Consider the following 18,237-nt stretch of genomic DNA (forward strand, 5'->3'; position numbering starts at 1 on the left):
TTACCGTTCTGTGCCATGGTCTTTGGACGGGAACCCGATATTCGCCGATGCAGCAACGTCCAGATCGGCTTCACGCACGAACCAGCGCGTCGTATCACCATTGGTGGGTCCCTCGGAAGTGAAAACAGGGGTTGCGTGCTCCTTTAGCCAAGCGAGCATGGTGGGATTCGCGTAGCCGTATCCCTGACTGGTGGGCAGCGACTGGGTCAGGATGTAGTTGACGCCGTGTTCTTTCATCAAGGGTGCTGATGGCCAGATTCCGAACCTGGCGTCATCCCTGAATACCAACTCCGCAGTGCTGTTGGTGACGCTGACGCGCGCATCTGCCGGCAGGTTCGCTTTGACCCACTGCCTCGCACTGGCAAAGCCATTGTCCACAGTGAGTGCCGTCCGCACCCCGAGAAGCACCGTCAAGGCGATGAAGCAGATGGAGATCGCCGTGAGCGCGCTACGAGCCTTGGGGTATCTCTCCCTGAACTCCACCACGGCCAGCACGGAGCACAAGACCCCTGCCACCATGACGCCATACCCATATTGCTCTTCGAAGGTGCCGAACACAGCACTGTAGGCACCAGCGACACCCAGCGCGAACCCTGCGAGTCCAATGAACCGCCGCCCTGCATGAAGGCTGAAGCACAGGAGGAGGCCCACTACGGGACACAGCGCCAGAAGAACATAACTGGTGCCGAAGTGACCGCTCTGCTCGATCAATCGGGACACGATGCTGGGCGAGCCTTCCGCCGTGAAACCCGTGTTCTTCTCAACCCCGGACATCCGAAGCAGCCCATTGCTTTTGGCCCACACCCAATCGGGCATTTGTCCCCGGAGGGCTACCACGGCGAGGTAAGCCGCATAGGGAATGACAGCCACCGCCACCACAACCGCAGCCTTCCGCCAGGGCAGGGTCTGCTTCCACAACACAGCAACCAGCACCGGGGCGATGGTGCAGATGATGAAGAAGTCCTTACAGAGAACGCCGTATCCCAGGAGCAATCCAGCTAACGACCAGCGCAGGATAGCGGTCAGCCTCCTCGCGGGTTCCGGCGTTCCTACCAATACCAAAAACCCTGCAACCACAGCCACCATGGCCGAGGTCTCAAGGAAGGCATGGCTGTTGTTGCGCAGGATGACAGGCTCGAAAGCAAGAAGCACGGCGCAGAACCACGCGGGTCTGATACCGGCAAGCCTTTTGACAAGGAGGAACCCCAAGCCCGCGGTCAATGCTCCGAGCGCCGCATTCAGCCACCGCAACTGCACTACGACATCCACAATTTCACCAGAGACGTTAAACAGCGTGATGACGCCGGCTTCAAGGAGGAAATAGCCGGGCGGGTGGAGGAAGAAGGGCCCGTCCGGGAGCGTGGGAAAGTGGCCGGCACTGACAGACTCGCCCAAACGCACGTACAGTAACTCATCCACCCAGAGCTCAAAACCCTGTTCCAAACCGAGGGCACGAACGCCGAAGGCTCCGGCAACCACAGCCAGGAACGGCATCCAGGTGCCCGTGAGTCCCTGAATTCGCCGTGCAACCTTGCTCCAGCCGGGCAACAAGCCGCGCTGATGTGCCAAGATGGCAAAACCGGCAGCGGCTGCTAGGAGCAGCCATACAAACGGTTGAAACCCGCTGGCCACGGCCAGCACCACAACCAGTCCGACTGGGTACGCAAACCACCGCCAGGCCACACGGCCCGGACGCGCGGCGGCGGCAAGAACCGGATGAGCGATGAGGGCCAGAACCACGGACGCCAGCACCGAGCCCGCCGCTGAGCCCACTGCCATGCCGCTAACAGCATTCAGATGCCAGCCAACCCACAGCCCACCGACCACCAGAAGGCAAGCGATGGCAAGGCCTACCTGGCATCGCCGGTAGGCCCTCACCGCGAGAAGGATTGTGGACAGTACCATCAGCACTGCGTAGCCAAGGCCAGCTACTGCCAACCATGGCAAGAGCTCCAGGGAGCCGTGATACTTCTGGGGCACAATCAGCCCGGCCAGCGCATGCGGTGCCGTCGCGATAATGACGAAGGCCACTACAGCCAGTTGCCCAAAGGAGGCGAAGGCGGCTCCAAGGATCTGACGCACGTCCGCGCCTGGGGTGCGTAGCAAAGGGAAAACCACCAAGGCAGTACCGGCCGCCACATACACCGGCCCCTTGGCAATTGATGCCAATGCTTGGAATCCCGCTGCGGCCGAGGATCCTTCGTCCAGAAATCCAACCACCACAACATCGAGGCCAACCAGCACCGAAACTACGCACAACACCGACGCGATCTCGATGGTCTCCGCCCATCGCCATTTGTCCAGGAGGACCCGCGGACGCCAATGCAGGTCCCGATAGAAGGAAAGCGGCACGGCGAGCGGAGCTACTGAGCCCACAGCAAAACCGAGGACCGCTCCCCCTGCACCCCATGCCAGGAAGATCACCAACACGCTGAACCCGAGCCTGAGGACAACTTCGCCGATGTTTGTCAGGGCAACCCAGGTGAAACGCAATTCACCCTGCAACCAACCCGAGGGCGCCGTCACGATGAAGATAGCCAGCGAACCCAACGCCACAGCTCCTGCCAGCGCTGGTGTGGCAAAGGCCAGAGTCACTATTCCTGTCACTGCGGCTGCCGCTGCTCCCGCCAGGCATGACACAAAAACCGAGAAGGCCATGCCATCCTTGCGTTCCTCGGAGTCTTCAGGATTGACAGCGACTACGTGGGACAGCGGAAGCGGCACCAAGGCTGATGCAACAATCCCTACGATTCCCATCAGCATCGCGGCCGACGCAAAGTGCGTGTAGTCCGCAGTGGGCAGCATGTTGGCCATGAGTAAACTGCAGGCGTAACTGACTGCCCCCACTACCCCGGCCGACATCGCCAGGAAGACGCTGTTTTCACCTACTTTGCTTCTGTGTCCGGATACCTTTTCCACGCCACCGGATTTGGCTTCCTGATCCTTATGAAGCAGGGTGTCAGACATGTTCGCACCCCTGGCCGATCGCGGCCGGATGCGCCCTACAGGCCATCAACAGCGTGGGCAGGCGAAGCAGCGCTTCCGGGTCCGGCCAGCAGGACGCTCCGTCCGGCCGGTTGCAACTCAGCCGAGTCAACCCCAATCTGCTTCAGGACAGCGAAGGCTTCGAACTCATCCCGGCCCTTCATCAAGACCGAGGCTTGGCCGTCGCCCTCCCACACTTCATCCGTGGGGCGCAGTATGGCCCGGAGGTCGGCCCCTAGCGGTACTTCGAAACGCACCAGTGTGGACATATCGGAGCGGGAACTGCGACCACCGATCGCCTCCAGGCTTTGCATCTCTTCAAGGACAACACCAGCCAGAAGTGCCGAACTCCGCTCCCACGTAAAGCAACGTGCCCACTCCTGGCATTGTGCAGAGAACTCCCGGGATGCCTCATGGGCGGCCAACGTCTCCAGGGCGGCAACCATGGCGCTCCCGAATTCCTTGGGGGTATCCACCAACCATCCTGTGCTGCCGTCCACCACGGAATCGCGGATGCCTGGAACACGCAAGGCAAGGCAGGGAACGCCCCAGGCAGCCGCCTCGATGACTGAACATCCCCAGCCCTCGGACGCCGACGTGGAAGTAGTAAGCCATGCCCGGTTCAGCAGCCTGTTGCGGACCTCGTTGGGCTGATAGCCGTGGAAAGTCACAACATGGCTGAGCCCCAGGTCCATCGCGAGTTGCTGAAGGCGGCCTCTTTCAGGCCCGTCGCCCACGATTTCCAGGCGCAGATTAGGGATACGGGAGGCTGCAACGGCAATCTGGCCCAATAACAAGTCCAGCCGTTTGTGCGGCACCAAGCGACTGACGACGGTAATGGTGGGCTCAGGCGCCCTGGGGCCGACCTCTGCCGGAACGTCGATAGTGCCATTGGGTACTACGTGAATTGGTCCGGAGAATCCAAGCTTGCGAAGTTCCAACCGCGTAGAAGGTGATACGGCAACAATGGCCCGCTGGCCATAGACAGCTTTCGCGCCGCGGCTTTCCAGGAAGCGGCCGAGGGCAGCCAACGGCGGCGAGAATCTGCTGCGGAATTGCTCTTGGTGAACGTGGTGAATCAATTGAACGATGGGCGTCCCGCCTGGCATGAAGAGCGGCGAGAAGAACGGGATCCCGTTTTGGCAATCCACTACAGCATCGTAAAGACTGCCTGTGCGCACGAGCTTGAGGGCTGCGTGGGCATAGATTGCCAAGGGACCGCCACTGCGTAGTATCCGGATGCCGTCGATGACGTCCTCCGCAGTCTGGTTCGCTTCACGCCCGGTGAACCACGTGACTTTGACCCCGGCTTCTATCCACCTGCGGGAAATCTCGTGCATGTATTGCTCGGCGCCCCCGGCTTGGGAATGACCGACGTCGCGCCAGTTCAGGATGAGTACGTGCTTTCCAGCAAGATGTGTTGGGGACATTGGGAAAGCAGTGGTCATAGGATCGATTTCTCTAGTTGAAGCACGGAGGCAAAACTGGCGATTCCGTCGTGGAACGGCCGGAAGGTTGACGATTCTCCGTCAGTCCAGGCGACAGGCAGTTCGATGATTCGGGCCCCTTGGTGTTGCAGCCTCAGAAGCAGCTCCACATCAAAGGCAAATCCGGTCGCGCGGCATTGCACCATGGCCGCTGTCAGCGAGGACCGCTCAAAAAATTTGAAGCCGCACTGGGTATCGAAGATGCCCTTCACTTTGGACTTGGTCAGTGCGCGGAAAGCAGTACCGCCCACGCGCCGTCCCAGTTGTTGTCGCCGAACAAGGGTGGAACCCGGCGCGTGGCGCGAGGCAATTACTGCTGCAGCACCCTCTTCGAGGTGGGACATGGCAGCAGTCAGCGTATCCAACGGTGTGGCCAGATCCGCATCAAAGAACCCGGTGAAACGTGACGTACCGCTGAGGAGGCCCCGGCGGACAGCTGCCCCCTTGCCACGACGGGAACAACCGATCACGGAAATCGGGACGGTGCTTCCTGTCTCGCGGCTTCCTGTCTCGCGCGAAATACGGCGGACTACAGCCCCGGTCTCGTCAACGCTGCCATTATCTACAACCACGATCCGCGAAGACCACGGCTGACTTGCCAGGAAATCGACGGCCTGCAGCAGGGTATTGGGAATTCGTCCGGCCTCGTTGTAGGCCGGAATTATTACTTCAAGATCAACGAGGGAACGACGCAGTGAATCCGCATGTCGCAGTGCCTGAAGGCCTCCCCTGCTGCCGATGTGCATACTGCGTGAGTGGAGCACAGCCATCTGAACCTCCGTATACGTGAAAACGTAAAAATTCGTCTTCTCGTAAAGGGAGTGGGCACAGGCCGCGAGACATGACGCCAACTTGGCGTCCGGATCACGGGGCCTGGATCACACCGCCCAATGCCGCCAGCACTCCGGGCCAATGTTGCTGGGCCAGAGCCCAGCCCGCTGCGCCCATACCCACCATGGCGTATCCGCTGACAGGAATCAGCACCAGCCACTCGCGCCGTGATCCGGCCCTTCCCAGCAGCGGAATCGAAAAAGCCCCGTTGGCCCGCCAGATGCCACTGATCAGTGATTTCCGCAGGAATTTAGGTGGCTTGATGACGATCGGCCACAGCAACGGTACGCCACCCACGGTGATCATGTCCCCCACAATGTGGACCACGACGCCCGTCAGCATCGACAGCGGCAACCAACCCCATTGATCCGGTGCGAACCAGGTCACCAGGCCGGCCATCACCACAGCGAACAGCCAGTTGGTGATCCAGCCCGACTTCGGAAACAGGTTCAAAGCCTTGGCTGCCAGGTTGATCATGAACATGCACAGCAAACCGGCGCCGACGGAGAGCTTGCCTGCCGGTGTGACCATCTGAAATTGAGCTGCCATGGCCGCCAGCACTACAAAGGCCGAGGCTCCCAACAGAGAGTGAGTTCCTTGCCGGTGGCCGCCGCTGGCTTTCTCGATTCCCACCGCAATCACATTGGACAGCGGCGGCAGCGAATTCGCTATGGTGCTGTGCCGGTGATCCCAGTCGCACACCAACGCTGTGCCCGCCGTCGCCATGGCTCCGATCAGGATGCCTGTGGAGTCCAGCGGGTACCAGCCCAAGGCGTAGGGACCGGTCGAGGCAATAGCAATCCACGCCGCGGCTCCTGACGCGGCGTGGTGTCCTCCCATCATTCGGTTAGCCTGCCTTTACGGGTACGTCTGAGAAGATCGCTTCGATCACGTTGTTGGCCCACTGGAGGATCTCGGCGTCCTGGAGATCACGGCCGCCGATCCTGGCCGTTTTGGGCTTCGGGATCAGGACGGCGTCCAGCGCTGGCTTAACCTGGGAACCCGGGTACATGCGGTTCAGGCGCATGGTTTTGGATTCGGGCAATTGCGCCGGCGAGAAGCGTATGAAGTTGCCTTGGAGCGCGACGTCGGACAGCCCGGCTTCGCGGGCCCCCACCCGGAAGCGGGCCACGGCGATGAGGTTCTGCGCGGGCAGCGGCGGCTCACCATAGCGGTCCACGAGTTCCGCGAGGACCTCATCGATGGCCTCGTTGGTCACAGCGGCAGCCAACTTCCGATAAGCCTCCAGGCGCAGCCTCTCACCGGGCACATAATCATGCGGCAAGTGCGCATTGACGGGCAGTTCAATCTTCATCTCGGCTGCCTTCTCCTCGGCCTCGCCGCGGTACTCGGCAACAGCCTCGCCCACGAGCCGGATGTAAAGGTCGAAGCCCACTCCCTGGATATGGCCGGACTGCTCCCCGCCCAGCAGGTTGCCCGCACCACGGATTTCGAGGTCCTTCATAGCCAACTGCATGCCGGCGCCGAGCTCGTTGTGGGCCGCCACAGCCTTGAGTCGCTCCAGGGCTACCTCGCCCAGGGGCTTTTCCGAGGGATAGAGGAAGTAGGCGTAGGCACGTTCACGGCCACGACCAACTCGGCCACGGAGCTGGTGGAGCTGCGACAGTCCGTACTTGTCGGCGCCGTCCACAATCAGGGTGTTGGCGTTGGAGATGTCCAGCCCGGTCTCAATGATGGTGGTGCAGACCAAGACGTCGAACCGTTTCTCCCAGAAGTCCACAATGATCTTCTCGAGGCGGCTCTCGGACATCTGCCCGTGCGCCACTTCCACCCTGGCCTCGGGGACCAGCTCGCGGATCTGCGCGGCAATACGCTCAATCGAGGACACACGGTTATGCACGAAGAACACCTGCCCTTCGCGCATCAGCTCGCGGCGGATGGCCGCTGATGTCTGCTTGTTCGTGAAGGGACCCACATAGGTGAGTACCGGGTGGCGTTCCTCCGGCGGGGTTGCCAGGGTGGACGTCTCACGGATGCCCGTCAGGGACATTTCCAAGGTACGGGGAATCGGCGTGGCGCTCATGGCCAGGACATCCACGTTGGTGCGCATCTTCTTCAGGGCTTCCTTGTGTTCCACACCAAAGCGCTGCTCTTCATCCACGATGACCAACCCCAGGTCCTTGAACTCAAAGTCCTTGGACAGCAACCGGTGCGTACCGATCACGACATCCACGGCGCCGCTCTTGACGCCCTCGGCTGTTTCTTTGGCTTCCTTGCCGCTCTGGAACCGCGAAAGGGGTTTTACCCGCAGCGGGAATCCGGAGAAACGTTCGGTGAAGGTCTCGTAGTGCTGCTGCGCCAACAGCGTGGTGGGCACCAGGACCGCCACCTGCTTGCCGTCCTGGACGGCCTTGAAAGCAGCGCGGACGGCGATCTCGGTCTTGCCGTAGCCCACGTCGCCGGAAACCAGGCGGTCCATGGGGATTTCCCGCTCCATGTCCGCTTTAACCTCGTTGATGGTGGTCAGTTGGTCAGGAGTCTCGACGTACGGGAAGGCTTCCTCGAGCTCACGCTGCCACGGAGTGTCGGGGGCGAAGGCGTGTCCGCGGGAGGCCATCCGGGCGGAGTACAGCCGGATCAGCTCTCCGGCGATCTCCTTGACGGCCTTGCGTGCCTTGGACTTGGTGCTGGCCCAGTCAGCGCCGCCCATCTTGCTCAAGGCAGGGGCGTCTCCGCCGACATAGCGGGTGACCTGGTCCAGCTGGTCCGTGGGAACGAACAGACGGTCCCCCGGAGCACCGCGCTTGGATGCTGCATACTCCAGGACCAGGTACTCACGCAGCCCGGCATCGGACGACGACGTACCGGTCACCTTGCGTTGAATAAGCTCCACGAACCGGCCGATTCCATGCTGCTCATGGACCACAAAGTCGCCTGCGTGCAATTGCAGCGGGTCCACGGCATTCCGCCGCTTGGATGGCATGCGCCGCATGTCCTTGGTGGAACTGGCGGTGGCGCGGCCCAGCAGGTCCGCTTCGGTCAAGAGGCCCAGTTTGAGGCCATCCAGGACAAAACCACGCCCGACGGCGGCAGTGGTCACCTCGATGATGCCCGGCTGTGGATCCTTATCCAGCGAGTCCACACGGGCACAGGGGATGTCGGCATCGTGGAAAAGCTCAACCAGTCGCTGGGCCGGTCCCGGACCGTCAGTAACTACTACCAAGCGCCACTGCTCCCGGACACGGGAGCCAATGAAGTCCAGCATTTCCGCGACCTCGCCCTGGTAACCACGCGGTTCCCGGGCATGGAGGTTGAGCACGTCGATGTCCAGCACCAGGTCCTCATCGGTCGCGAGAGAGGTGATGGACCACCAGGACACGCCGTGTTCCAACGCGGCGGATCGGGTGTCTGTCAGAGAACGGAAGCTCGCGGCGTGCAAGTCAGTGGACGCCTGGGAGGACAGATCCAGGGGCGCCGAGCCGCCGTCGGACGCCGTTGACCAAGCAGCTTCCAGGAACTCTTCGTTGGTAGCAGCGAGGTCGTGCGCGCGGGTGCGCACCTTTTCCGGTTCGATGACCACGCTCAGGGACCCGGCCGGAAGCTGGTCCACGAACGGGACCATGGCATCCACCAGCACAGGGGCCAGGGACTCCATGCCTTCAACGGCGATGCCACCGGCGATCTTCTCCAGCATGTCAGCCGCGGCCGGCATATCGGCCTTGAGCTTGGCGGCACGGGACATGACGGAGGGCGTGATCAGGATTTCACGGCAGGGTGGTGCATGCAGTTCCGTGGGGTGGTGGATCCCGGGTGCGGACAGAGAGCGCTGGTCAGCCACGGCAAACCAGCGCATCTGGTCAACTTCATCGCCGAAGAACTCCACACGGATAGGGTGGTCCTCCGTGGGCGGGAAAACGTCCAGGATGCCACCGCGAACCGCGAATTCGCCGCGGTGCGTCACCATGTCAACCCGGGCATAGGCGGCGTCGGAGAGGGCCCGGACAACGTCGGTGAAGGAGCGTTCCTGGCCTACCTGCAGCGTGACGGGAACGAGGCCGCCCAAACCGGCGACAATCGGCTGGACCACGGCGCGAACCGGAGCAACCACCACACGCAAGGGCGCCGCCGTCGAGGTTTCAGGGTGGGTCAGGCGGCGAAGGACGGAGAGCCTGCGGCCCACGGTGTCCGACCGCGGCGAGAGCCGCTCGTGCGGGAGGGTCTCCCAGCTGGGAAAAGTGGCCACTGAGTCCGCGGGGAGATAGGAGGCGAGCGCCGCTGTCAGGTCTTCGGCCTCACGCCCGGTAGCGGTGACCGCCAGGACAACAGGGGCGTTCCCGGAGTCAGCTCCTTGGGCAGCCATGGCGTCGGCCATTTCTGCGAGCAGCACTGCCCGCATCCCGGTAGGGGCGCTGATCTGGTAGTCCGTGCTCCGGGCCGAAAAGGGCCGCTGAGCCTCAGTTCGGACGCGCGCAAAAGTCTTGTCCTCCGCCAGTGCGCGGCGCAGACCGTTGAGGCTCATGGCTGAAACTCCTAGGGTGGGTCCAAGGGCAGGCAACACAAATGCCCGGAAATTCGAATGAATGCCGGGTCATTCCAGCCTACCCCTCCCTCCAGCCCAGGAGTTCCGTTGCAGCCATCCCCAAACCAGTCATCCCCAAACCAGCCTTCCAAGACCGTCCTCGTCACGGGCGCCACCGGTTACATCGGAGGCCGCTTGGTCCCCCGGCTTCTCGAGGCTGGCCACCGGGTGAAGGTGGTGGTCCGCTCCCCACAGAAGATCGCCGACGTTCCTTGGCACGACGACGTCGAAATCATCACGGATTCCCTCTCCGATACCGGAAGCCTGGAGAACGCACTCCAGGGTGTGGATGTGCTTTATTACCTGGTTCATTCCATGGCTTCAGGCAGTGGATTCGAGGCGAAGGAAGAAGCCATGGCCCGGCTCGTGTCAGACGCAGCCACCCGGGCCCACGTCACCAGGATTATCTACCTCGGCGGCCTGCATCCGGAGAACGAGGAGCTCTCCACGCACATGCGTTCCCGCGAGACGGTCGGACGCGTCTTCCTTGAATCCGCAGTGGATTCCATCGTGTTCCAGGCCGGCGTCGTCATCGGGTCGGGTTCGGCGTCGTTCGAAATGATCCGCCACTTGGCCGATACCCTTCCCGTCATGCCGGCACCCAACTGGGTTAATAACCGCATCGAAGCCATCGCCGTGCGCGATGTGCTGCACTACCTTGTGGCTGCTGCCACGCTCCCGGACGGCCTGAACCGGACGTTCGATATCGGCTCCCGTGACGTCCTGAAGTACAAGGACATGATGAACGAGTACGCCGTGGAGCGGGGCCTGCCCCGGCGTTTGGTGATCGCCCTTCCGGTTCCGGCGCCCAAGCTCGCCGGCCTGTGGGTTGCACTGGTCACGCCCATTCCGCTGTCCATGTCCTTGCCGCTGGTGCAGTCACTGCAGCACGACGCAGTGTCGCGGGAGCACGACGTCGATCATTACATTCCCCAGCCCGACGGCGGCCTGACACCGTACCGCCGTGCCGTCGCCTTGGCTTTGGGCAAGGAACGTGACGGGCAGGTGGAGACCACCTGGGCAAATGCCGGAATCGACGCCGACCCTCTTCCCAGCGATCCCGATTGGGCCGGTTACAAGGTCTTCCTGGACGAGCGGACCTTCCACAGCGACGCGAAGCCTGAGCATGTGTGGACCGTCATTGAGGGCATCGGTGGCAAGAACGGCTGGTACTCACTTCCACTGGCATGGCGTGTGCGTGGGTGGTTGGACAAGCTCACCGGTGGGGCGGGGCTGCTGCGGGGCCGCAGGCATCCGAAAAAGCTGGGCAGCGGCGAAGTGGTGGACTGGTGGCGGGTGGAAGCCATAGACCGCGGACATTTGCTGCGTCTCCGGGCCGAGATGCGGGCGCCCGGGCGGGCATGGCTTGAGTTGGCAGTGGAGCCCGACGGCGGCGGGAGCCTTTACAAGCAGCGCGCCATCTTCTTCCCACGCGGTCTGGCGGGCAGGCTTTACTGGCTTGGCGTGTACCCGTTCCACGGGATCATCTTCCCGTCGATGGCACGGAACATTTCTGCGGCGGCCTCAGCGATGCAGGAAACGGACACACATGAACTTGAACAACAGGCCGGTTCCGGCGTGGCCACGGACACCCCGTAGGATGTTGGGAGCTAAAAGAGCTTCACCACCAATATATCCACGGAGGACCCATGGCCCTGAGTGCATCCACCACCCTGCCGCACAGCGTTGACCGAGTAGCGGCCGTATTTGTCGACGAAGACTTCCTGCGTCACACGAGCGAACTGGTGGGCGGCTCCCTGGAATCGTTCACGATCGACGGCGACCCTGCCGGCGCTTTCAGCACCACCACCGTTCGTACGCTGCCCACTACCCGCTTGCCGGATATCGCCCGCAAGTTCGTGGGCGAGCGCCTGACCGTCACGCAGACCGAGCAGTGGGAGGCGCCCGCAGCAGACGGCTCCCGCGCCAGCAAGATTGCGTTGAAAGTCTCCGGTGCCCCGCTTGATGTCACCGCCGTCCAGCGCCTCGTAGCTGAAGGCGCGAACACCCGGATCGAGCTTGAGGGCAACGTTTCCTCCTCCGTTCCGTTCCTCGGCGGCAAGATTGCCGATGCTGCTGAGCCCATGGTTGGCAAGGCCCTGAACATCCAGTCCCAGCAGGCGCAGGCCTGGCTCGAAAGCCACTAGCATGCAGCTCCCTGCCATTCTGGGCTGGGTCCTGATCGTTGCCGGCGTATGGTCGCTGGTTGTATGGCCTCAGTTCCTCAAGCGCGTCATGAAGGACCCCCGGGCCCGCGACGCCGCCGGCAAGGCCACCAGGTTCCTCACTGTCCACGTCGTCCTGGTCACCATATCCATGGTGCTGGGACTCGCGACGGCGGCCATCGGGATCGCAGGCCTCGTTTCCTAGGTTTTCGCCCAACTGAGTCGCAGCAGTGCGCGTTTTGAGAGCTCATAACGCGCACTGCTGCGACTCAGTTGGGTAGAATGTACTTTGGTGTGCCGGGAAGTCTGGTCGGCGGTGTCTTTGCGATGCCTGCCCTTTGACCACTCGACCCACAGGAGCCCCCGTGGCCAAACAACCCCTGACCACCATTGTTTTCAGCCGCTCCAGCTACCCCGAGTACCGCCGGATCCTCTCGATCCTCCGAACAGAGACCGTGGGCGGCGCCCTCCTTTTGGCCGCCACGGTGATTGCGCTGATCTGGGCAAACTCGCCCGCCGCTGACGGTTACTTCGCACTACGCGACCTCAAAATAGGCTATGAACCCTGGCACCTGCAGCTGGGCCTGGGGCATTGGGCCTCCGACGGCCTGCTGGCCGTGTTCTTCTTCCTCGCAGGCCTTGAACTCAAACGGGAGTTCGTCGCCGGGGAACTCCGCAAACCTGCCCGCGCCGTTGTACCCGTGGCCGCGGCCGTCGGTGGAGTTGTCATCCCAGCCCTGATCTACGTCCTCTTCAACCTCGGCTCCGCCTCGGAGACACTCAAAGGCTGGGCCATTCCCACGGCTACGGACATCGCGTTTGCCCTGGCTGTCCTTGCCGTGATTAACACGCACCTTCCCGCTGCCCTGCGGACCTTCCTGCTGACTCTCGCGGTGGTGGACGACCTCATCGCCATCGGCATCATCGCTTTCTTCTACTCCACGGGGATCCAGCCGCTCATGCTCCTGGCCGCCTTGGTGCCGCTGGCCCTGTTCACGTTCCTGGTCCAGAAGAGGGTCCGCAGTTGGTACGTCCTGCTCCCCCTTGCCCTGGCGACCTGGGGTTTCGTGCATGCCTCCGGTATCCACGCCACCGTGGCCGGGGTGCTGCTGGGCTTTGCGGTTCCGGTCTTCAACAGCGGAAGAAAGGGTGAGCCCGCCCAAGGGCTCGCTGAGCACTTCGAACACCGCCTGCGCCCCTTCTCGGCGGGATTCGCCGTACCTGTCTTCGCCTTTTTCTCCGCAGGAGTGGCGCTGGGCGGGTTCGACGGCATGCGGGCAGCGCTCAGTGATCCGGTGGCCTTGGGAATTGTTGCGGCGTTGGTGCTGGGCAAGGCCGTTGGCGTCTTTGGCACCACGTTCCTGGTGACCAAAACCACCCGTGCGAGCCTGGATTCCAGCATTGCGTGGATCGACCTCTTTGGGCTGGCGTTGCTGGCCGGGATCGGATTTACCGTCTCCCTGTTGATCGGCGAGCTGAGTTTCGGCGCCGGATCTGCACACAACGATCATGCCAAGGTGGCCATCCTGGCAGGTTCCCTGATCGCGGCGCTGCTGGCCGCCGTCGTGCTCAGGGCCAGAAACCGGCGGTATCGCCTGGTTCAGGCAGAAGAACAACGGGACGACGACGGCGACGGCGTGCCTGACGTCTTCAGCCGCGCCTAGCGCCGGGCTGCCCTGCGGCTGCTAGGCGGGCTGCTCTGCGGCTGCTAGGCCGTTGCCTGGTTCAGCGCGTCCTCTGCAGCAACCCACGAAATCATGGCGCATTTAACCCGGGCGGCGTAGCGGGCCACTCCTTCGAACGCGGCAGCGTCTCCCAGAATCTCTGGATCCGCCTGCACCTTTCCACGCGAACGGAGGACTTCACGGAAGTTATCGATCACGGCGTGCAGTTCTTCTACCGACATTCCTTCGCCAAGGTCGGTCAACACCGAGGCCGACGCCATGGAGATGGAACAGCCCGCACCGTCCCAACTGATCTGCTTGACCGTTCCATCGGCAACAGCCAGGCGGAGCGTTACCTCGTCCCCACAGACAGGGTTGAGCTGGTGGGATTGCCCGGTTGATGCGCCCGTTGGGGCTTCCGTGTCCGCGAGCCCGCTGCCGTGCCGCTGCTTGGAGTGGTCCAGGATGATCTGCTGGTACAGCTGGTCAAGACTCATGGTGCTGGTTACCCGTTCGTGGAAGTTTGTGGGGAGCGGCTGCAATGTGGCCGCGTGGGTCAGGCCTGGAAATAGGCCCTAACGCCAGACACGGCGTCAAGGAAGGCATCGACGTCGTCCGTGGTGTTGTAAAGGTACGTACTTGCCCGGGTAGTAGCGGTCAGGCCCAAGCGGCGGTGGAGCGGCTGGGCGCAATGGTGGCCGACGCGGACGGCGATGCCGCGATCGTCAAGGAACTGGCCGACGTCGTGGGCATGGACACCGGCGACGTCGAAAGCTGCCAGCCCGATGCGTTCGGCCCCAGAGGCAGGACCCACTACACGGATGCCGTCGATGCCCTCAAGCCCCTTGACCAGGCGCTGACCCAACGTGGCTTCCCAAGCATGGATGCGGTCGATCCCGGTTTCGGACAAGTAGTTGATGGCAGTGGCAAGGGCAACCGCCTGGGAGATGCGCTGGGTTCCGGCTTCGAAGCGCTGCGGAGCAGGCAAGTACTCGGCGCGCTCCATAGTGACCGTAGTGATCATGGAGCCACCTGTGAGGAACGGCGGGAGGACGTCCAGGAGTTCCTGCTTGCCATACAGGACGCCGACGCCCGTGGGAGCCAGCATCTTATGGCCCGAGAACACCGCGAAGTCAACGTCCAGGTCCTTGACGTCAATGGGCATGTGAGGAACTGACTGGCAAGCATCCAGAACCACCAACGCACCCACGCGTCGGGCGAGAGCCACGAGTTCGGCAACCGGGTTGATGGTGCCCAGGACGTTGGAGGCGTGGGTGAAAGCCAGCAAGCGGGTCCGCTTCCCCACGATCTCTTCCGCGGCGTCCAGGCGAAGGCTGCCGTCATCGGTGATGGGAATGTACTTGAGCGTGGCTCCGGTCCGGAAAGCGAGCTCCTGCCAGGGGATCAGGTTGGCGTGGTGCTCCATCTCCGTGACCACGATTTCGTCCCCGGGGCCGATAGCCAGCTCTTTCAACGCCGAACTGCCACGGCCCTGCGCAGCCCACAAAGCGGCGTTGGACAACGCATAGCTGATGAGGTTCAGGCCCTCCGTGGCGTTGGACGTCCACACGGTTTCCTCGTACTGGGCACCAATGAAGTCCGCGACAGTTTGGCGGGCGTCCTCAAAGACCTCAGTCGCGCTCACCGCAAGTTGGTGTGCGCCACGGTGTACCGCGGCATTGCGTTGCTCGTAGAACTCCTGCTCGGCCTCGATCACGCTCAAGGGGTTCTGCGACGTGGCGCCGGAATCTAGATAGATCAACGGCTTGCCGTTGACCAGTTGGTCCAGGACGGGGAAGTCGTTCCGGATCCGCAGCACCTCCGCATTGTCCATGGCAGGAACCACGGACTGCTGCAGTGAGGCGGGAGTTGATACGACTGTCAAGGGGCGCTCCTTGGAAATCCTTCAGGGACACTCAATTATCCCACGGCGCGACGTCCCCGGAGATGTGCCGTACAGCACGTCAGTGTCCTGGAGTACGTCAGTGACCCGCAGTACCGGGCAGCCATCCCAGCGGCGGAGCAACATCGCTGTCGAAAGCCCCGTGCAGCCGCTCCATCAGGGTCCAGGCGCGGCGGCTCGCCGCGCTGCGGGTCCTTGCTTCATAGCCACTGGCCGCCCGGGCATAACAGAGGGCCGCCTGTGCGAATTGCCGGTCCCCGGAAAGGCTCTTGCCAGCAGATTCAAGCAGCTTGGGATCATTACCCAGCAAAGCCGATGCGAACATTCCCGTCGCCGCCGCGCCAGCGCCCCGCAACGAGGCGGCACGCTCACTCAGGCGGCGCTGCATTACGAGGTCCTCGACGGCGGACCTGCTTGCGTTGAGCATCATGAGGGTCAACGACTCGGCTTCCATCAAAGGACTGTGCTGGTCGTGGAATGCCTCGGCTACCGCAAACAAGTGGCCGGGCTTGCGCGAAACCTTGTCCTGGGCTGCCGCCACGAACAGGGCGCTGAGCTGGGGCAACAAGCCTATGTCAGACAGGCCGGCAGGGATTTCGCCGGCTGCGTCCTTCGCCGCCACCAAGCTCTGCTGCACCCTTGCCATGGCCTGCTCCGAATCACCGCACATCGTCGCGGAGTACGCCAGCATCGCCGATGCCAGCTGCAGAACCGGCGGCAGGCCGGCGTCGTGCAGTTCAGCCACAACGGGTTCCAGCGTACGCAAGGCGGCACGGGGAAGACCCTGGCTGAGCTGCGCATATCCCCGCGCTACGTCCAGGCACCAGGCCAGGTGCGCCGGCACCGCGTAGGCCCAGGGGCAATCCAGGAGGGCGTCCACCTGGCTCCATGACAGGTTATGCCGCAGGCAGACCACGTGGCGGAGCAGGACACCTGGCCGGAACATCTCCAGCGCGGGGTCGTCGCCGATGGCGGCCATGGCCGCGGAAGACTTTTCCAGCGCTTGGGGAGCGTCTCCGGAAAGCAGGAGTTGTTCGGCCTTGTGGACATTCCACATAACCCGGGCGGCTGGATCCGACGGTTCCTCCGGCCCCTGCGCCCCGCCGTCGGGCCTTGGCGGCATGGGTGAGGCCGCCCCCAGAAGGCTCAATGCCATCAACCGACGTGCAGCCTCGGCCTGCACCTCCGCCTGCGATCCTGTGCCCACCAACTCGCGCAACTCCGGTGCTGCTTCCTTGAGCTGGCCCTCGGCAATGAGTGCCCTGGCACGCAGCATCCTGGCTTCATCCCGGTGCCCTGGACCCTTGATGCCCACGGAAGCCCTGATGGCCAGCTCAGCGGTGGACGGTTTGTCAGCGGCGGGCGCTGCGGCCAGGATGAGTTCGTCGGAGAGGCTCAGCCCGCAATCGAGGGTCCATGTCATCCACCGCAGCATGGCGGGTGCGGAATCCGCCGTGAGTCCCGGCTCCTCGATGCCAAGCCGGAGCGCCGTGCTGCGCGAGCGGGGAACGGACAGCCGGATGCCCTCGCCCCTCAGCCATGAACTCGTTCGGACAAGCGGCGGCCTTCCGGGCACCACCCTGATGTGGTGTGCGTCAAGAAGGTGTTCCACGGTCTTCTGGCCGAAGCTGTGCTCAACGACATCCAGGGCCAGAGGCTCGGCGAGCGCAATGACCTCCAATGCCTTCAGTTCTTCAGCAGCATGGTGGGAGATGTCTGCCCGGACGTGCTCAACCACCCCGGGCCATTGGCAATGTGCCCGTACGTCGATGGTCCAGTAACCGTCGCGCTGCACCAGGAGGTGGGCGTTGCGTGCATCCTGGATCGCGAGGCAAAGGAGTCCCACGTTGAACCCGCACATCGCCGCCAGAAGACTGCTGGCGCGCCTTTGAACCTTTCCGCCCAGTACGTCCTCGCACAGAGCCTGGGCCTCACTGAACGTGAAGGGAGCCAGGAAGTACTGCTCCAGGAAGCCGTCTTCCCACAACTGGTACAGATCCGGCGGAAGCGGGCGGCGGCTGTCGGCCGTAGCTACCAAGGTGGCTCCGAATCCCGGCATCAGCTGCAGCAAAACGGCCAGGGACGCAGGGTCGACGAAGTGGATGTCGTCCACGAGGAGGACCAGTGGAGGCCGTTGAGGTTCGGGGTGGCGCTTGCTTCGACGCCGTGCAACCGGTGGTGTGTACAGGTATTCTGCTGGACCGAGGCTTTGGGTGAGCGCCCGCAGGACATGAAGTCCCGGGAGGGCCGTTTGTTCGCCTGAGGGCTCTACTGCGGCGCTCAACGCACCATAGACGGTTGTCTGGAGTTCCGGTTTGCCGGCGAAAGTGCGGACGTCCATGGAGTCCGGTAGTCCTGCTTTGATGGAGAGCAACAAATGGCTCTTTCCAGATCCCCTGTCGCCGATCACAACTATGCCGTTGGTGGAAGGAGAGGGTACTGCCGCGAGGATCAGATCCAGGATCTGCTTCCGGTCCGGGAATGTTGACGGCCTCAGCCCGACTGTGACACTGTCTTCGTCCAGCCAGGGGTCCGGCAACATGCACACTCCAATAGCAGCAGTCCCTTGGTCCGGGAGAATTTAGGCTTCCGCGATTTTGCGGGATCCCTGGCCTAGAAGCCGGCGACGGCTGGGGGGAGAGTCTCGGTCTCAGAAGACTCT

The 18,237-nt window shown here is 62.9% G+C and carries 12 protein-coding genes; 4 read left to right on the forward strand and 8 right to left on the reverse strand.

The annotated features are described in order from the left end of the window. The 5 genes from AC1DD7_RS03200 to mfd form a co-directional block, all read right to left on the reverse strand. A complete protein-coding gene (locus AC1DD7_RS03200) occupies window positions 1–2,967 on the reverse strand; it encodes an oligosaccharide flippase family protein (protein WP_477513765.1) in 2,967 nt (988 codons plus the stop codon). Between the two features lie 35 nt (window positions 2,968–3,002). Beyond that, complete coding sequence (locus AC1DD7_RS03205) at window positions 3,003–4,433, reverse strand: glycosyltransferase family 4 protein (protein WP_477513766.1); 1,431 nt, start codon at window positions 4,431–4,433, stop codon at window positions 3,003–3,005. Beyond that, window positions 4,430–5,242, reverse strand: coding sequence for a glycosyltransferase (locus tag AC1DD7_RS03210; RefSeq protein ID WP_477513767.1), 813 nt, complete (start codon window positions 5,240–5,242; stop codon window positions 4,430–4,432). Before AC1DD7_RS03210 ends, AC1DD7_RS03205 begins: the two co-directional genes overlap by 4 nt. Before the next feature lie 94 nt (window positions 5,243–5,336). Beyond that, window positions 5,337–6,146 (reverse strand): metal-dependent hydrolase, encoded by an 810-nt coding sequence (locus AC1DD7_RS03215; RefSeq protein WP_431119151.1) that lies wholly within the window; start codon window positions 6,144–6,146, stop codon window positions 5,337–5,339. A 4-nt stretch (window positions 6,147–6,150) separates the two neighbouring features. After that, window positions 6,151–9,783, reverse strand: a complete 3,633-nt coding sequence (gene mfd / locus AC1DD7_RS03220; RefSeq protein WP_477513768.1) for a transcription-repair coupling factor — start codon at window positions 9,781–9,783, stop codon at window positions 6,151–6,153. Between the two features lie 57 nt (window positions 9,784–9,840). Here mfd and AC1DD7_RS03225 point away from each other — a divergent pair, with 57 nt between their 5' ends. The 4 genes from AC1DD7_RS03225 to nhaA all read left to right on the forward strand — a co-directional run bounded on the left by AC1DD7_RS03225 (window position 9,841) and on the right by nhaA (window position 13,672). After that, a complete protein-coding gene (locus tag AC1DD7_RS03225; RefSeq protein ID WP_477513769.1) occupies window positions 9,841–11,442 on the forward strand; it encodes an SDR family oxidoreductase in 1,602 nt (533 codons plus the stop codon). Between the two features lie 50 nt (window positions 11,443–11,492). After that, a complete protein-coding gene (locus AC1DD7_RS03230; protein WP_431119148.1) occupies window positions 11,493–11,990 on the forward strand; it encodes a DUF2505 domain-containing protein in 498 nt (165 codons plus the stop codon). 1 nt (window position 11,991) lies between these two features. Further along, window positions 11,992–12,213: an SCO4848 family membrane protein gene (locus tag AC1DD7_RS03235; RefSeq protein WP_477513770.1), complete on the forward strand. Its 222-nt coding sequence runs from the start codon at window positions 11,992–11,994 to the stop codon at window positions 12,211–12,213. Between the two features lie 160 nt (window positions 12,214–12,373). Beyond that, the gene (gene nhaA, locus AC1DD7_RS03240) at window positions 12,374–13,672 is read left to right on the forward strand and encodes a Na+/H+ antiporter NhaA (protein WP_477513771.1); all 1,299 of its coding nucleotides are present in this window, start codon (window positions 12,374–12,376) and stop codon (window positions 13,670–13,672) included. A 44-nt stretch (window positions 13,673–13,716) separates the two neighbouring features. Here nhaA and sufU read toward each other — a convergent pair whose 3' ends face one another. From sufU to AC1DD7_RS03255, 3 genes are all read right to left on the reverse strand, one after another. Beyond that, window positions 13,717–14,169, reverse strand: a complete 453-nt coding sequence (gene sufU, locus AC1DD7_RS03245; protein WP_477513772.1) for a Fe-S cluster assembly sulfur transfer protein SufU — start codon at window positions 14,167–14,169, stop codon at window positions 13,717–13,719. A gap of 59 nt (window positions 14,170–14,228) precedes the next feature. Next, window positions 14,229–15,557 carry a cysteine desulfurase gene (locus tag AC1DD7_RS03250; protein ID WP_431119142.1) on the reverse strand — a complete coding sequence of 443 codons (1,329 nt, stop codon included), beginning with the start codon at window positions 15,555–15,557 and terminating at the stop codon, window positions 14,229–14,231. Window positions 15,558–15,654: 97 nt separating this feature from the next. Beyond that, complete coding sequence (locus tag AC1DD7_RS03255; protein ID WP_477513773.1) at window positions 15,655–18,117, reverse strand: ATP-binding protein; 2,463 nt, start codon at window positions 18,115–18,117, stop codon at window positions 15,655–15,657. Window positions 18,118–18,237 lie beyond the last annotated feature (120 nt).

Source organism: Paenarthrobacter sp. 10L412, from assembly GCF_056395565.1.

What these genes read in the sequence shown, in the direction of transcription:
- AC1DD7_RS03200 (WP_477513765.1), bottom strand. Translation starts at nt 2,967, where the DNA reads ATGTCTGACACCCTGCTTCATAAGGATCAGGAAGCCAAATCCGGTGGC.
- AC1DD7_RS03205 (WP_477513766.1), bottom strand. Translation starts at nt 4,433, where the DNA reads ATGACCACTGCTTTCCCAATGTCCCCAACACATCTTGCTGGAAAGCAC.
- AC1DD7_RS03210 (WP_477513767.1), bottom strand. Translation starts at nt 5,242, where the DNA reads ATGGCTGTGCTCCACTCACGCAGTATGCACATCGGCAGCAGGGGAGGC.
- AC1DD7_RS03215 (WP_431119151.1), bottom strand. Translation starts at nt 6,146, where the DNA reads ATGATGGGAGGACACCACGCCGCGTCAGGAGCCGCGGCGTGGATTGCT.
- mfd (WP_477513768.1), bottom strand. Translation starts at nt 9,783, where the DNA reads ATGAGCCTCAACGGTCTGCGCCGCGCACTGGCGGAGGACAAGACTTTT.
- AC1DD7_RS03225 (WP_477513769.1), top strand. Translation starts at nt 9,841, where the DNA reads ATGAATGCCGGGTCATTCCAGCCTACCCCTCCCTCCAGCCCAGGAGTT.
- AC1DD7_RS03230 (WP_431119148.1), top strand. Translation starts at nt 11,493, where the DNA reads ATGGCCCTGAGTGCATCCACCACCCTGCCGCACAGCGTTGACCGAGTA.
- AC1DD7_RS03235 (WP_477513770.1), top strand. Translation starts at nt 11,992, where the DNA reads ATGCAGCTCCCTGCCATTCTGGGCTGGGTCCTGATCGTTGCCGGCGTA.
- sufU (WP_477513772.1), bottom strand. Translation starts at nt 14,169, where the DNA reads ATGAGTCTTGACCAGCTGTACCAGCAGATCATCCTGGACCACTCCAAG.
- AC1DD7_RS03255 (WP_477513773.1), bottom strand. Translation starts at nt 18,117, where the DNA reads ATGTTGCCGGACCCCTGGCTGGACGAAGACAGTGTCACAGTCGGGCTG.